This window comes from Paludibacterium flexuosum, assembly GCF_037076605.1.
In the GTDB taxonomy this organism is placed as follows: domain Bacteria; phylum Pseudomonadota; class Gammaproteobacteria; order Burkholderiales; family Chromobacteriaceae; genus Paludibacterium.
In genome coordinates this window covers 2,228,429-2,241,696 of sequence record NZ_AP029060.1, presented here as the reverse complement: position 1 = coordinate 2,241,696, position 13,268 = coordinate 2,228,429, and the positions used below count along the sequence as shown (strand labels likewise).

The 13,268-nt window shown below is 62.7% G+C and carries 15 protein-coding genes; 8 read left to right on the top strand and 7 right to left on the bottom strand.

All coding sequences use genetic code 11. The features are described 5' to 3' along the window. Positions 1-181: 181 nt before the first annotated feature. On the top strand, positions 182-757 hold the full coding sequence (locus AACH39_RS10690; RefSeq protein WP_338619905.1) for a hypothetical protein: 576 nt from the start codon (positions 182-184) through the stop codon (positions 755-757). 101 nt (positions 758-858) lie between these two features. On the opposite strand, the gene AACH39_RS10685 is transcribed toward AACH39_RS10690, so the two are convergent. The 3 genes from AACH39_RS10685 to AACH39_RS10675 form a co-directional block, all read right to left on the bottom strand. Continuing rightward, positions 859-1,830 carry a nucleoside hydrolase gene (locus AACH39_RS10685; protein WP_338619903.1) on the bottom strand — a complete coding sequence of 324 codons (972 nt, stop codon included), beginning with the start codon at positions 1,828-1,830 and terminating at the stop codon, positions 859-861. A gap of 85 nt (positions 1,831-1,915) precedes the next feature. Then, positions 1,916-2,320, bottom strand: a complete 405-nt coding sequence (locus AACH39_RS10680) for a YkgJ family cysteine cluster protein (protein ID WP_338619901.1) — start codon at positions 2,318-2,320, stop codon at positions 1,916-1,918. A 142-nt stretch (positions 2,321-2,462) separates the two neighbouring features. Beyond that, positions 2,463-3,512, bottom strand: a complete 1,050-nt coding sequence (locus AACH39_RS10675) for a L,D-transpeptidase family protein (RefSeq protein WP_215779966.1) — start codon at positions 3,510-3,512, stop codon at positions 2,463-2,465. 28 nt (positions 3,513-3,540) lie between these two features. Between AACH39_RS10675 and AACH39_RS10670 the strand changes: the two genes are divergently transcribed. After that, a complete protein-coding gene (locus AACH39_RS10670; protein ID WP_338619900.1) occupies positions 3,541-4,095 on the top strand; it encodes a L,D-transpeptidase in 555 nt (184 codons plus the stop codon). Here AACH39_RS10670 and AACH39_RS10665 read toward each other — a convergent pair whose 3' ends face one another. Both AACH39_RS10665 and AACH39_RS10660 read right to left on the bottom strand, forming a co-directional pair. Further along, complete coding sequence (locus tag AACH39_RS10665; protein ID WP_215779970.1) at positions 4,096-4,386, bottom strand: Lpp/OprI family alanine-zipper lipoprotein; 291 nt, start codon at positions 4,384-4,386, stop codon at positions 4,096-4,098. Between the two features lie 261 nt (positions 4,387-4,647). After that, positions 4,648-5,514: a LysR family transcriptional regulator gene (locus AACH39_RS10660; protein ID WP_338619899.1), complete on the bottom strand. Its 867-nt coding sequence runs from the start codon at positions 5,512-5,514 to the stop codon at positions 4,648-4,650. Between the two features lie 93 nt (positions 5,515-5,607). On the opposite strand from AACH39_RS10660, the gene AACH39_RS10655 reads away from it, so the two are divergent. The 3 genes from AACH39_RS10655 (at position 5,608) to AACH39_RS10645 (ending at position 8,087) form a co-directional block, all read left to right on the top strand. Further along, positions 5,608-6,117, top strand: coding sequence for a lactoylglutathione lyase family protein (locus tag AACH39_RS10655; protein ID WP_215779975.1), 510 nt, complete (start codon positions 5,608-5,610; stop codon positions 6,115-6,117). Between the two features lie 58 nt (positions 6,118-6,175). Beyond that, positions 6,176-7,546, top strand: coding sequence for an MFS transporter (locus tag AACH39_RS10650; protein WP_215779977.1), 1,371 nt, complete (start codon positions 6,176-6,178; stop codon positions 7,544-7,546). 103 nt (positions 7,547-7,649) lie between these two features. Then, the gene (locus AACH39_RS10645) at positions 7,650-8,087 is read left to right on the top strand and encodes a hypothetical protein (RefSeq protein ID WP_215779980.1); all 438 of its coding nucleotides are present in this window, start codon (positions 7,650-7,652) and stop codon (positions 8,085-8,087) included. 204 nt (positions 8,088-8,291) lie between these two features. On the opposite strand, the gene AACH39_RS10640 is transcribed toward AACH39_RS10645, so the two are convergent. Beyond that, positions 8,292-9,170, bottom strand: coding sequence for an AraC family transcriptional regulator (locus AACH39_RS10640; RefSeq protein ID WP_338619896.1), 879 nt, complete (start codon positions 9,168-9,170; stop codon positions 8,292-8,294). 165 nt (positions 9,171-9,335) lie between these two features. Here AACH39_RS10640 and AACH39_RS10635 point away from each other — a divergent pair, with 165 nt between their 5' ends. Together AACH39_RS10635 and AACH39_RS10630 are read left to right on the top strand one after the other, a co-directional pair. Then, positions 9,336-10,874, top strand: a complete 1,539-nt coding sequence (locus AACH39_RS10635) for a YjjI family glycine radical enzyme (protein ID WP_338619894.1) — start codon at positions 9,336-9,338, stop codon at positions 10,872-10,874. Then, positions 10,861-11,760 carry a YjjW family glycine radical enzyme activase gene (locus tag AACH39_RS10630; RefSeq protein WP_338619893.1) on the top strand — a complete coding sequence of 300 codons (900 nt, stop codon included), beginning with the start codon at positions 10,861-10,863 and terminating at the stop codon, positions 11,758-11,760. The genes AACH39_RS10635 and AACH39_RS10630 overlap by 14 nt, the downstream gene beginning before the upstream one ends. A gap of 8 nt (positions 11,761-11,768) precedes the next feature. On the opposite strand, the gene AACH39_RS10625 is transcribed toward AACH39_RS10630, so the two are convergent. Continuing rightward, entirely contained in the window at positions 11,769-12,386 is a 618-nt protein-coding gene (locus tag AACH39_RS10625) for a DJ-1/PfpI family protein (RefSeq protein ID WP_338619892.1), read from the bottom strand. A 149-nt stretch (positions 12,387-12,535) separates the two neighbouring features. Between AACH39_RS10625 and AACH39_RS10620 the strand changes: the two genes are divergently transcribed. Beyond that, the gene (locus AACH39_RS10620; protein WP_338619890.1) at positions 12,536-13,234 is read left to right on the top strand and encodes a BPL-N domain-containing protein; all 699 of its coding nucleotides are present in this window, start codon (positions 12,536-12,538) and stop codon (positions 13,232-13,234) included. Positions 13,235-13,268 lie beyond the last annotated feature (34 nt).

Genomic DNA, 13,268 nt, shown 5'->3' with positions numbered 1-13,268 from the left:
ACCATTTCCTGCTGGCATCGGTACGCCGCCAGTATACATCCATATCGCATGCGAACGACCGCCAAAGCCTTGATCCAGGCCAAGTGCGGCAGCTGGCTGCCTTGCCTTGCCGCTACTCGCTCCATAGAGTGGCGAATGCTTACCTCATGATCCTATTAGGTGTCCCATGATGAAATACAGCATGTACCTTGTTCCGTTGCTGGCCTTGTGGATGGGCAGCCTGGCGCAGGCGCAGGATGAGCGGATCCATTACGGTATCGCCGCCGGGCCTGCCGAGCGCTATGGCGCCAGTTTCCTGCCGCCCGCCGGGCCGGGCTGGCAGATGGAGCGCAACCGGGCGGCGGGGGTGGACCTGATCAAACCGGGACCTTCCAGGGATGAAAACCAGCAGATTGATACGGCATTGATCCGCGTGGACCAGCCTGAACTGTCTGTGAGCGATTTTTTGCCGATCCTGCGCCGTCATCTGGAGTCGGGGTATGCCGAGGGCAAACTGAAGCTCGTCACGCTGGATCTCAAGGTGGATGCCAGGTTGAAGCGTTGTATCCGGGGGCACTTGCTGTTGGTGGATGACACGCAGAATGAGGCCCAGGGCAAGTGGTACAGCGAGCAATATTTGCTGTCATGCCGTTTTGCGCCCGGCGGCAAGCTGGGCACCGAGATTCGCTATTACCAGCGCTATTTCGACGGCCATCAGGATCTGGCCTTTGCGCAAAAAGCCAATCAGTTGCTGGACAGCGTCGAGCTGGCCAGCTAATCACCGAACAACAGCGAACAACAGGGGGTCAGGTCTTTCATTTTGCACCCGGATGCAAAATGAAAGACCTGACCCCCTGTTGTTGACCCCTTGTGGTGGGCTCAATGTGCCGTGAGGGTGTGCATCATCATTTGCAGCAAGGCGTCGGCATCGACGTCGGCGCAAACGGCCTGGGAGGGGATGTCCTGCCAGGCGTTGCTGCGGTATGACCGGCCGCTGGCGTTCAGGATGGTCTGGCCGACGGCAATGCCGTCGGTGACGACGCGGATCGGGCCGTGTCGCAGCTGGAACAGTGCCGGGTTGATGACGTAGGCGACGGCACTGGCATCGTGGACGAAGCAGCCGTCGATTTTCTCCTGGCGGGCATAGAACGACAGGTATTGCTGCGAGATCTGCCACAGCAGGCGACCGTGTTCGCCGCCCTGGTCGCGCAGTTGCTGGAATAGGGTGCGCGGCATCAGTACCTGGTGGGTGACGTCCAGGCCGACCATCACCACGGGCCAGGGCGCGGTGAGTACCTGGTCGGCGGCGTAGGGGTCGCACAGGATGTTGGCTTCGGCCACCGGGCTGACGTTGCCGCCCGGGGCGTGGATGGCAAACGCGCCGCCCATGATCACGACCTGGCGCACCAGGCCGGCAATTTCCGGGTCTTCTTTCAGGGCCAGCGCCAGGTTGGTCAGCGGGGCGACGGCCACCAGGGTGACTTCACCGGGGTGCTGACGCACGGTGTCGATGATCAGCCGGTGTGCCGGGCGCGGGTCGGGCTGGCGCCGGGGCGGGGCGATGGGGCCGATGTTACCCAGGGCATCCTCGCCATGCACCATCGCCGGCACATGGTCTTTCCTGCCGACCAGCGGCTGGCTGGCGCCGCGGGCGACCGGGGCGTCGATGCCGAAGCGTTCGCACAGATAGAGGGCGTTGCGGGTGGTGATGTCGGTGTGGGCATTGCCATGCACGGTGGTGATGCCGAGCAGTTCGATGTCGGGATGGCGGTGCAGCAGGTATAGCGCCATGGCATCGTCGATGCCGGGGTCGGTATCGAACAGGACTTTGTGTCGGGTCTGGGCGGTCATGAGGCGGCTTTGTTTCGATGGCAAGACGATATCTTACTGCCATGCCATCGCGCATGGCCATTCAGAATCCGGATTGCCCTTGGGGTCAGTCGCTCAGCAGCTGGGGCTCGGCCACGGTGCGCGGTGTCAGCGGCGGCAGACCGATGCCGGCACGCAGGCGCTGGCAATCCGGATTGGGTTGGCCGTCATCGAGCCAGCTGTTGAAGGCGCGGCACGGGCTGGGGCGCTGTGGATAGATGCTGCAGCGGATATCGGGGCTGCCGAGGGTGCCGCGCAGGGCGATGCAGCGACCGTTGCCGGTTTCGGTGCCTTTCATGCAGGCCATGACCGGGTTGAGCTGGCTGGCGAGTTCGGCCGGCACGATGCCGCCGGAGCCGCCGGTCAGTTCGCCGCAATAGAATGACACGCGGAAGTGGGCGCAGCAGGCGCCGCAGGTCGTGCAGGGGTTGTCGGAGGGGGCCGTGTTGAGGATGCGGTCTTCAGTCATCATCAAAAAGTCCGTCAGGCAGGGTTTGTCGATTGAGTGTTCCGGGTTGAATAACAGAGAAATTTAATCAAATTCGCCACGGTGTTGTCATCTGCGGCGAATGGTGGTGGCGGGCCCCCGTGCATGCTGCCGGGGGCGTGCTGACTCACGGTGTGGCGGGCGGGCTTCCGGCCGGGGCCTGGGCGGTATTGGCATTCGTGTCATAGGGCTGGAATGGATAGGCTTCGACCGTGATGTCCTCCAGGGTGGTCTCTGGTTCGGGTTGGTTGATGTCCAGTGGCACGGCAATCGGGCCGGGTTGGCGAAGGCGGGCGGCGACCCGCGTCATGGCGATCTGTGGCGGTGGCAGCGGAAGATTGCTCAAGGCGCTGGCGACCAAATCGTTGAGGGGGGGCTGGTCGGGATATTCGGCCACGGGGGGAAAAATGGCGATCATCCACTCATCGGCCAGGTGTCCGGTGACGACCGGCTGGTTGAGGATGGTGACCGGTGTGCCGCGACTGACCAGGGGAAATAATTGTGCGGCATCTTCCGGGTAAAGGTGCATGCAGCCATGGCTGGTTCTCAGACCGACGCCCCAGGGGTGATTGGTGCCATGAATGTAGATGCCTGGCAATCCGGTTTGCATGGCCAGCATGCCCATCGGATTGTCTGGTCCCGGGGGGAAGTAGTCCGGGAAGGGGGTGCCGTCTTCGCGCGCGTGCTGAGCCTGGATGCTTTTGGGCACGAACCAGGCGGGATCCTTGAACTTGGCGATGATCTTGCTGGTGCCAAGGGGGGTCGACCAGCCGGGCTGGGCAATGCTGATCGGGTAGGTGATGACTTGGGCCGGCTGGCCGTGCCGGGCCTTGGGAAAGAAGAACAGGCGTCGCTGCGGGATGTTGACCACGATGCCGCTCCAGGGTTTGGGCGGCAAGATGAACTGGGTGGGGACCACGACATCGCCATGGGGCGTCCAGACCGACATGCCGGGGTTGGCGCCTTCCATTTCGGCGTAGCCCAGGTCGAAGTGGCGGCCGATGTCGAGCAAGGTGTTTTGGTGGGTGGCCTCGACTTTGCGGATTTGTCCCACGACCGTGGAGCCATCGGCGGGCAGGGTGAAGGTTGCCGACCAGACAGGTTGCAGCGCCAGGGCGAGGACGAGCCGGGCCAGGATGGATGGTGCTTGCTTGCCTATAAAAGCACAGAATGACATAACCGGTATTCCGCGAAAGTTGAAGAACATGTCATCAGGTCGTCCCCCCCTGCGGCTGTGCATGGTGTTTGCCCTCGTGGCCCATGCGGCGGTCGCCCACTCGTCCTGGATCGACATCGATACCCGTCAACAGACCTTGACTGTGTTGGACGGGGAGCACCATCCGCTTGCGCAATTCGACGACATTGCCATCGGCAGTGGCGGGGTGGTCGATGTGCATCGTCAGGGGGATCACACCACGCCGCGCGGCCATTTCCATGTGGTGTCGATTCGTCCCTCCGCGACCTTCAAGACCTTTCTGCTGCTGGATTATCCGCAACAGCAACAGGCCGATCTGGCCTGGCAACGGGGAGAGATCAGTCAGCAGGTTCGGGATGACATTGTGGCCGCAGCGGCCAGCGGGCGACTGCCGCCGCAGGATAGCCCGTTAGGCGGGGCCATCGGCATTCATGGTCTGGGGCGTGGCAGCCCGGATATTCAGCAGCGCTACAACTGGACCAGTGGTTGTATTGCGCTGACCAACCGTCAGATTCGCCGGCTGGCCCGCCTGGTCTATCCGGGCATGTCCGTGGTGATTCACTAGTTACTTGCGCATCGACTTTTTGAACATCTGATCCAGACGCTGATTGGTGTCGCTTGCCGTCTGTTGCGCCTGGTTGGCCGTTTGCTCTGCCGTCATGGCGGTGGACTGGGCGGCATTGGCCTTTTGCAGGGCCAGATCTGCCGTTTGCTGGGTCTGGCCAACTTGCTGCTTGATCTGTTGAACCTGGCCTTGCAGTTGTTCCAGTGCGCTGGTGCTGGCGCAACCGGTCAGGGTCAGAACGGCCGTGCTCAAGGCGATCAGGGTGGTGGTGCGAATGGCGTTGATGTACATGATGGACTCTCCTGTCGGGCTAACGCGGTTAGCCCGTGCTCGTTCGTATCTAAGGGAACAGGCAACGGAATCGATAGCAAACTGTTTGTCATGATGCGGTATCGGTTTCGCTGCGGTACAAACCCAGTGTCGTCCTTTAATTTACTTGTTTCAAACGTAAATTATGTTTTTCTAATATTAAAATCAGGTTTTTTATTGATTGTTAATGACGGGGCACATTCTGTTACACAAGGTGCCCGGCGCGGGGGGAGGGCGGTGGTTTCAGGCCAGTCGTTGCTGCAATTGTTCGGCAGCCAGTGCTGCCGCGCGGCTGAGTGGCCATTCGCGTCGCCGGAGCAGCCACAGGTTGTCGCTGACCGGTTGCGGCAGCGGCCAGAGGCGAATGGCCTGTTGGTCGGGGAAAGCCTGCACGGCGTATTGCGGCAGGATGGCAAAGCCCAGTCCTCGGGCGACGGGCTGCAGGATCATGCCGATCTGGTTGATGAAGCCGCGTTGCGGGATGTCGGCCAGTTGTTTGCCGGGAAAGGCGCGTGCCAGCCAGCGGCTGGCCATGGCCACGCCATCCGGATGGCCGATCCAGCCCAGGTCCACCAGATCCTGCCAGCGGCTGGCCTGGCTGCTGGCCGGCAGGACCAGGCACAGGGCTTCCTGGCCCAGCAGGGTGCGGTGCAGACGGCTGTCGGAGGGGGGCAGGGTCACGATGCCGAGTTCGACTTCCTGCGCCAGCAGGGCGCTGAGGATGCCGGGCTCGGGGGCGAAGCGCATGTCGATGCGGATGGCGGGGTGGTGGCATTGCCAGGCCAGCAGGGCCGGGTAGAGTTTGAGGCCGACGCTGCCCGGTACGGCCAGCGATACCGGGCCGGACAGCGGGCCGCTGCTGCTCAGGCGCTGTTGCAGGCGGTGGGTGGCGATGTCGAGTTCCTGGCTGTAATCGAGCAGTGCCTGGCCGCGCGGGGTCAGTTCCAGTGTGCGGCCCTGGCGCACGAACAGGCTGCCGGTTGCGCTTTCCAGCCGGGCCATGTGCTGGCTGATGGCGGCCTGGGTCAGATCCAGTTGCTCGGCGGCGCGGGTGTAGTTGCCGTGTTGCACGACGGCGCGGAAGGAGCGCAGCCACAGGGGATTAATCATAATGAAATCTTATGGTTTGCATTAGTTGCTGTCGATTTTGTTTATGTTTTTGGCAGCTTAGACTGGCGCCACTGATTTGAACAGGAGCGCAATATGCAAACCATGACCTACCCCCGCAGTTTTTCTCATCTCGGCCTGTCGGTCACCGACCTGGATGCCGCCGTTCGTTTTTATACCGAAGTGCTCGGCTGGTATCTGATCATGCCGCCTACCACCATCACGGAGGACGATTCGGCCATCGGGGTGATGTGCAGCGATGTCTTCGGTCCGGGCTGGGGCTCGTTCCGCATTGCGCATTTGTCGACCGGGGACCGGGTCGGGGTGGAGATTTTCCAGTTCGCCAACGCGGAACGCCGCGAGGACAACTTCGAGTACTGGAAGAGCGGGGTGTTCCATTTCTGTGTGCAGGATCCGGATGTTGAGGGGCTGGCCGCGCGCATTGTGGCGGCGGGCGGCAAGCAGCGCATGCCGGTGCGTGAGTACTTCCCGGGCGAGAAGCCGTATCGCATGGTGTATATGGAGGATCCCTTCGGCAACATTCTGGAAATCTACAGCCACAGCTATGAGTTGACGTATTCGGCGGGCGCCTATCAGGGTGCTTGACTTAAAGTTAACTTGAAGTTTTACCGTGGGGTCTCCAATGCAGAGAGAAGGGGATTCCATGACGGAGCAAGATCATGCCGGGGGCGGTTTGTTTCGTGCCGACCGCATGGCCACCAGTATCGGCGCCGTGTCGCTGATTATGTTGCTGGCGTTTGAGGCGATTGCGGTGGCGGCGGTGATGCCGACGGTGGCTCGTGCCCTGCATGGGATGGATCACTATGCGGTGGCCTTTGGCGGCACGCTGGCGGCATCGGTGGTCGGTATGGTGCTGGGGGGCGAGGTTTGTGACCGGCGCACGCCCTGGCTGGCCTGCTGGCTGGGGGCTTTGTTGTTTACTGCCGGGCTGCTGCTGGCCGGTCTGGCCGGCAATATGTCGCTGTTGGTGTGGGGGCGGGTGTTGCAGGGGCTGGGGGCGGGGCTGTTGTCGGTGGCTTTGTATGTCGGTTGTTGTCGGGTGATGCCGGCCAGCCTGCATCCGCAGTTGTTTGCGCTGTTTGCCGCGGGATGGGTGGTGCCGGCGCTGGTCGGCCCGGTGGTGGCCGCCGGGCTGGTCGCCTGGCTGGGGTGGCGCGCGGTGTTTTTGTTGGTGGCTTTGCTGACGCCGCTGGCCCTGGGGTTGTTGTGGCCGGCGATGTCACGTCTGCCGCGCCTGACATCTGGCGCGCCGCTGCGCTGGGAACAGCCGGCCTGGAGCCTGTTGGCGGCCCTGGGCGCCATGTCCCTGCATCAGGCGGTGCAATGTCGATCCGGCCTGGCCACCGCCCTGATGGTGGCGGCCGGTCTGGCGGCGGTGCTGTTGGCCGCCCGGCGCCTGTTGCCGCACGGCAGTCTGCGTGCGGCGCCCGGTTTGCCCTCCGTGGTCGCGATGCGCGGCCTGATTGCGGCGGCATTCTTCAATGCCGAGGCCTATATTCCCTTGCAGTTGTCGCGTGATGGCTGGTCGGTGGCTCAGGCGGGGGCGGCGCTGACGGCCGGGGCCTTGATGTGGAGTGCCGGCAGTGCGTTGCAGGCGCGCTTGCCCTCGGCCTGGCGCCGCCGGGGGTTGACGGCCGGGTTTGTCCTGTTCGTCAGCGGCACGCTGCTGGCGTTGCTGGCGATGCGGCTGGGTACGCCCTGGGTGCTGGTGCTGGGTTGGGCGGTGGTTGGTCTGGGGATCGGTCTGTCGTTTCCGATGTTGTCGGTGCTGACCATGCAGTTGTCGCGTCCCGAGGAGCAGGGCAGCAATGCTTCGGCCTTGCAGTTGAGCGATGCGCTGTTCTCCAGCGTGGTGCTGGCGCTGGGTGCCTTGCTGTTGCAGCCTGCTGCCGGGCAAATGCCCAGTGCCATGCCGGCGCTGTGGACGTCGGCCTTGCTGGCGCTGCTGGCGGTGTGGATTAGTCCGCGCAGTCAGCAAGAAAGTGAAGCTGATTCACGTCATTATATGATTTAATAATTGCTGATTATTTGTAGCAAACTGCAACAAATCAAGCGTTTTTGCCGTTCTGACGCTAGCTTCATTCAGCACTTTATTCTTTCACTTCATGATGACGAAAATGAAAAAACTACTGTTGATCATTGCCTTGATGGCCTGTGTTGCGCCCGTTTATGCCTCGCCGGCTTCGGACAACTTCCGGTCGTGTTTGCGTGACGCGACCACGGGGAAAGACCGGACGGAGTTGTCGCGCTGGTTGTTTGCCATGATGGCCAGCTCACCAAAGTTGAGTGCCATGTCAGCGATTTCTGCTGAGCAGCGCGATCAACTGAATGCCAGAGCAGGTGTCATTATCAATCGTATTTTCCTGGTGGACTGTAAAGATCCGTATGTTTCGATGATCAAGACCGACGGGTCGACTAGTACGAAGGTGGCTTTTGGCATGATCGGAGAGGTTTCTGTCGGCGAGCTGATGGCCGCGCCGGAAGTCGAAACGAAGATGATTGATTTCGTGCGCTACCTGGATCAAGCCGGATTTGCCAAACTGATGGCGCAATAACCGATGGTGCCGCAATGTGTTCAAGGCCCGTTCTTGACGCATCTTCAGGCGGCGGATTCGCCTTCCCTCTGAGGCAGGAGGTCCCGGCTGCGCCGGGCCTCGTCTCGCCTCTGCTTATGTAAGATGACCTCCCGTGAGTCTGTTTGCATGTGTTGCCCATGGTGCGTGGCAGCTCATGCATATCTCGTCAACCCGGCGGCGGCCTCAGGCCCCGCCAGCCAGGCGAAAGGCGCTGGGTGAGCGCTGGGTCAGTCGCCTGAAGTCACGACTGAAGTGGTAGGGGTCGGGGTAGCCCACGGCCTCGGCCACCGCCGCGATGCTGCGCGTATCGCAGACCAGCAGGGTTTTGGCGGCGTGAATGCGCTCCAGGCGCAGCCAGCTCATGGGGGACATGCCGGTGCTGTGGCGGAAGACGCGGTGAAGTTGGGACACTGACAGGCCGGCCAGTCGGGCCAGCTCGGGCAGGTGCCATGGTCGTGCCAGGGCGGCGCGCATTTGCTGCATGACCTGCTGCACGGGTGAGAGGAGGTCGGGCGTGAGTGCGGCGGTCTGCTGATTGAGCAACCGGGCCAGAATCTGCGCGACATCGGCGTTATCGGCGGCACTCTGGTCGGGCGGGCGGGTTGCCATGCGCTCGATCAGTGTCTCGAACAGGTGCTGTACCGGGGCGGCCTGGTCGAGCACGATGACCGGCGGGCGGTCGCCGTGGCTGAGCGAGGCGAGCAGGCTGTCCAGGCCGAAGCCCTGCATGCCGAGCCACAGATAGTGCCAGTCGTCTGAATGGCGGCTGCAGCTGTGCGCATATTGCCGGCCGGTATCGAGCCAGCACAGGCTGCCCGGCCCGGCGAGGTATGGTTGTCCGTTGACTTCGACCTCCCCCTGCCCGGCCAGGGTCAGGATCAGCACATGCTGGTCATAGCGCCGCACGACGGCCGCTTGTGATGGCAGCGCGCGCGTGCGGCCGCACGCCGCCACATGGTAAGGAAACAGCAAGTCGATGGCTGAGGGGGTGTGAAAGTACAGGCTGCTCTCGCCCACTTCACCGATGCGATTTTTGTCTATCTGTATGCCTGTCTGGTCCATTTTCCCCTACCTTTGATGCGGGTATTCTGCCGCTATCCGACGCTACCGGCCTGGCGGCCGAATGGCGAGTTTTTCCACGCCGTTGCTTGATTTGGCGCAGAGTGCGCCGCAGGTGGGTGTGCGACCTCATCCTGGCAGCGGCCCCCTTGAGCGGGAGCATCCACGATGTCCGAAATCTTGCGTGTTTTGCAGCAAATTGCCACTGATCCGACGCTGAGTCCGGCGCAGAAGGCCCATGCCCTGTCGGTGACGGCCGAGCGCCTCTTGCCTTATCCCGCGCTGGATGAGGCGACGCAGGCGGCGCTGGATGCGCGCATCATTTGCGATATGTATGAAGGTCATGCCCCGTACAAGCCGCGCTATGTGCTGCCGGATTACGCCGTGTTGCTGCAGCAGGGCTCGGCCTGGCTGGAGTTGCCGCCACCGCAGACGCTGGAGGAGGCGATTCATACGCTGATGATTGCCTATCATCATGTCCCCTCGGTGACGGGGATGCCGGTGTTTATCGGGCATCTCGACCAATTGTTGCTGCCGTTTTGCGAGGGGGTCAGTGATGAGGTGTTGTACCGCCAGATCAAGTTGTTCTGGCGTTACCTTGACCGCACGCTGCCGGATGCCTTCATGCATGCCAATATTGGCCCGGACGACAACCGCGTGGCGCGGGCCGTCCTGCAGGTGGATGCCGAGTTGCAGCAGGTCGCGCCCAACCTGACCTTTCTGTATGACCCGGCCGTCAGTGGTGAAGCCATGCTGCGGCTTTGTACCGACAACATAATCCGCTGCGGCAAGCCGCATATCGCCAATCACCCGCTGCAACGGCAGGCCTTCGATGCGCGCGGTTATGCGGTGGTCAGCTGTTACAACTCGCTGCCACTGGGCGGCGGGGCGTCGACGCTGACGCGGATCAATCTGGCGCGGGTCGCGCGGCTGAGCCGTGATGAGGACGATTTCTTCCGGCATCAGTTGCCACGCTATGTCGATCTGAACGCCCGGCTGACCCGCAGCCGGGTGAATTATTTGTTTGAGCAGTCGGGCTTTTTTGCCTCGTCCTTTCTGGTGGCGGAGGGCTGGATTGATCCCGCGCGCTTCACGGCGATGTTCGGCGTGTTCGGCATGGCCGAGGCGGTGAATCAGTTGCAGGATCTGGCCGGGCGTGCCGGCCGCTACGGCCACGATGCCACGGCCAATGCCCTCGGTTACCGGATTTCCGCCGAGCTGGCACGCCTGGTGGCGGCCGAGCCGATGGATCATGTCTGGCGCGGGCATGCCATGCTGCATGCCCAGGCGGGGATCAGTTCGGACCAGGATGCGACGCCGGCCCTGCGCATTCCCTATGGCAGCGAGCCGGATCCGGTGACGCATGTGCTGGCCTTGCTGCCGCATCATGCTTATTACCTGTCCGGCATTTCGGAAATCCTGACGCTGGATGAAACCGTGCGGGCCAATCCCGAGGCCGTGTATCAACTGGCGCAGGGAGCACTGGCCAGCGGCTTGCGCGAGTTCACCGCCAATGTGCAGCACAATGATCTGGTGCGCGTGACCGGCTATATGATCCGCCTGTCGGATGTGCAGCGTTTCAACGAGGCCAGGGGGTCGCGCATCAATACCACCGTCCTGGGGGCGGAGGCCGCGGCGTCTACGGGGATTCTGGCGCGTCAGCCACGGGTGGTGGCGCAGGAGTGGCTGGCCGGTGCCGAACGCTGAACAGAATCAGCCTGCTGCCGGGCTGACGGCACAGGTGTCGCGCATGCTGCGCTGGTCGGTGGTGGACGGTCCGGGCAACCGGATGGTGTTGTTTCTGCAAGGCTGCCCGTTTGATTGCCCGAGCTGCCATAACCCGCATACGATCGGGCGTTGTGACCACTGCGGGGATTGTCTGGCGGTGTGTCCGGGCGGCGCCTTGCTCCGCGAGGCCGGACGCGTGGTGTACCGGCGCGATGCCTGCACCCACTGCGATGCCTGCCTGAAAGTCTGTCCGCGCGATGCCAATCCCAAGGTGCAAACCCTGGGTGTGGCGGCGGTGCTGGCCTTGTTGCGCGAGCAACGGGCCTTTCTCAATGGGATAACGCTGTCCGGCGGCGAGCCGACGGGGCAGCATGCCTTCATCGCCGCGCTGTTCGCCGCCATCAAGGCGGCGCCGGATCTGTGTCATCTGAGCTGCTTCATCGACAGTAACGGCCATTTTGGCGCCCGGGGCTGGGACAGGCTGCTGCCGTTGACCGACGGGGTGATGCTGGATATCAAAGCGCTGGATCCGGGTCGGCACCGGCATTTGACCGGACGCGACCCGCGTCTGTCTCTGGCCTCGGCACACCGGCTGGCCCGGGCCGGCAAGCTGCACGAACTGCGCTTCCTGCTGATTCCGGGGCAGACCGATCAGCCGGAGGAAATCACGGCCCTGATTGCGCTGATGCAGACGATCGGTTTGTCGATCCCTGTCCGGCTCAATGCCTTTCATCACCACGGCGTGCGTGCGGCGGCACAGGCCTGGCCCGCCATGACTCGCGAGCGTTTGTTGTGGGTGGCGGATTGTCTGCGGGCGGGGGGCGTGCAGCAGGTCATCACGCCGGCGGTGTGGTTGCCGGCGTAGCGTCCCCGTCAGACCGTCGCGATGGTGTCGGGCAGATAGGGGGTGATGTGGCCCATGGCCTGGGCCACATAGCTGTCTTTTTCGCCGACCGGCGCCACGTAGTGCAGGGCGTCTCGTGCGGCCTGCGGGCCGGCGAGCCGGGTCAGCATCCACGCGGCCAGATAGCTGGACGCCATGCAGCCTCCGGCGGTGGCCAGATTGTCGCGGGCAAAGAAGGGCTGGGGGAGCACGTCGACGCCGGCGGCCTGCACCCAGGGCTTGGTGATCAGGTCGGTACAGGCCGGGATCTCCCGCAGCAGGCCCAGCCGCGCCAGGATGAGTGTGCCCGAGCATTGCGCCGCCAGCAGTTGTCGCGTCGGATCCAGCTGCAGCTGAGCCATCAGCGCGTCATCTTCGACAATTTCCCGGGTTTTCATGCCACTGCCAATGATGACGCCATCTGCCTGGCTGGCCTCGTCGAGGGGAATCTGTCTGGTCAGCTGCAGGCCATTCATCGACGTCACCTGGGGCGTCGGGCTGGCGATCGAAACGTGCCAGTCGGGCTGCTTGATGCGGTTGAGCAGACCATAGGCAATGAGCGAGTCGAGCTCATTGAAGCCGTCGAAGGTCAGAATGGCGATATGCATGGGGTTGCTCCTGTGGCGGGAATCCACACCTTAAAACAATGGCTTATGACAATCAAATCTGGCACGGCGCTGTGCGGGGTTCTGCTATGTTGAACTGATTCAAAATATCATCGTCATAAACAATCTTGCCTGCGTTCTGTGAGAGACAGATGAAGAAATGGCTCGTCAGTGGCTTGTGGTGTCTGTCGGCGGCGGTGTCCGCGCAGACGGTCGGTATTTTCAATGGACCAGGCACCTGCGATGGGTGTGCCGAGACCATCGGTGCGCTGTTCACGCAGCGCGGCGACAAGGTGGTCTATCTGGACCAGCGCACGCTGAGTGCCGCCATGCTGGCGAATCTGCAGGTCTATGTGCAGCCGGGCGGCTCGGACGATATCGATGAGACGCTGGACGTGCTGTCCCCCCGGCAGGTCGCTGCCCTGCGCGACTTTGTCCGTGGCGGGAAACGTTATCTCGGGGTGTGCGCCGGGGCTTATCTGGCGGCACGCTATAGTGATGCGGCCAGTCGCAAGCCGGCCTTCGGTCTGATTGCCCTCGATGAACTGCACCCGGAGACCCGCTATGCCCATGCCTCGTTGCTGAAGGTCAGGTGGGGCGGCCAGTCGCGCTGGATGTACAACCAGAGTGGTGCGCATTTTGGCAAGCAGGCGCCCGCCGGTGCCAGGGTGCTCGGGCGTTATGAGCAAACCGGTCGCATTGCCGCGCTGGAAACACGCTTTGGTCAGGGCAAGGTGGTGTTGATCGGCCCGCACCTGGAAGCGGATCAAAGCTGGTATCGGCTGGAGGGGCTCAGTCTGCGCCATGGGCTGAATCAGGATCTGTTCCGTCAGGTGATCGACCAGCTGTAGCTTGTCATCAATCACAAATGGACAGGTTGTATGC

What these genes read in the sequence shown, in the direction of transcription:
- AACH39_RS10690 (WP_338619905.1), top strand. Translation starts at nt 182, where the DNA reads ATGTACCTTGTTCCGTTGCTGGCCTTGTGGATGGGCAGCCTGGCGCAG.
- AACH39_RS10685 (WP_338619903.1), bottom strand. Translation starts at nt 1,830, where the DNA reads ATGACCGCCCAGACCCGACACAAAGTCCTGTTCGATACCGACCCCGGC.
- AACH39_RS10680 (WP_338619901.1), bottom strand. Translation starts at nt 2,320, where the DNA reads ATGATGACTGAAGACCGCATCCTCAACACGGCCCCCTCCGACAACCCC.
- AACH39_RS10675 (WP_215779966.1), bottom strand. Translation starts at nt 3,512, where the DNA reads ATGTCATTCTGTGCTTTTATAGGCAAGCAAGCACCATCCATCCTGGCC.
- AACH39_RS10670 (WP_338619900.1), top strand. Translation starts at nt 3,541, where the DNA reads ATGTCATCAGGTCGTCCCCCCCTGCGGCTGTGCATGGTGTTTGCCCTC.
- AACH39_RS10665 (WP_215779970.1), bottom strand. Translation starts at nt 4,386, where the DNA reads ATGTACATCAACGCCATTCGCACCACCACCCTGATCGCCTTGAGCACG.
- AACH39_RS10660 (WP_338619899.1), bottom strand. Translation starts at nt 5,514, where the DNA reads ATGATTAATCCCCTGTGGCTGCGCTCCTTCCGCGCCGTCGTGCAACAC.
- AACH39_RS10655 (WP_215779975.1), top strand. Translation starts at nt 5,608, where the DNA reads ATGCAAACCATGACCTACCCCCGCAGTTTTTCTCATCTCGGCCTGTCG.
- AACH39_RS10650 (WP_215779977.1), top strand. Translation starts at nt 6,176, where the DNA reads ATGACGGAGCAAGATCATGCCGGGGGCGGTTTGTTTCGTGCCGACCGC.
- AACH39_RS10645 (WP_215779980.1), top strand. Translation starts at nt 7,650, where the DNA reads ATGAAAAAACTACTGTTGATCATTGCCTTGATGGCCTGTGTTGCGCCC.
- AACH39_RS10640 (WP_338619896.1), bottom strand. Translation starts at nt 9,170, where the DNA reads ATGGACCAGACAGGCATACAGATAGACAAAAATCGCATCGGTGAAGTG.
- AACH39_RS10635 (WP_338619894.1), top strand. Translation starts at nt 9,336, where the DNA reads ATGTCCGAAATCTTGCGTGTTTTGCAGCAAATTGCCACTGATCCGACG.
- AACH39_RS10625 (WP_338619892.1), bottom strand. Translation starts at nt 12,386, where the DNA reads ATGCATATCGCCATTCTGACCTTCGACGGCTTCAATGAGCTCGACTCG.
- AACH39_RS10620 (WP_338619890.1), top strand. Translation starts at nt 12,536, where the DNA reads ATGAAGAAATGGCTCGTCAGTGGCTTGTGGTGTCTGTCGGCGGCGGTG.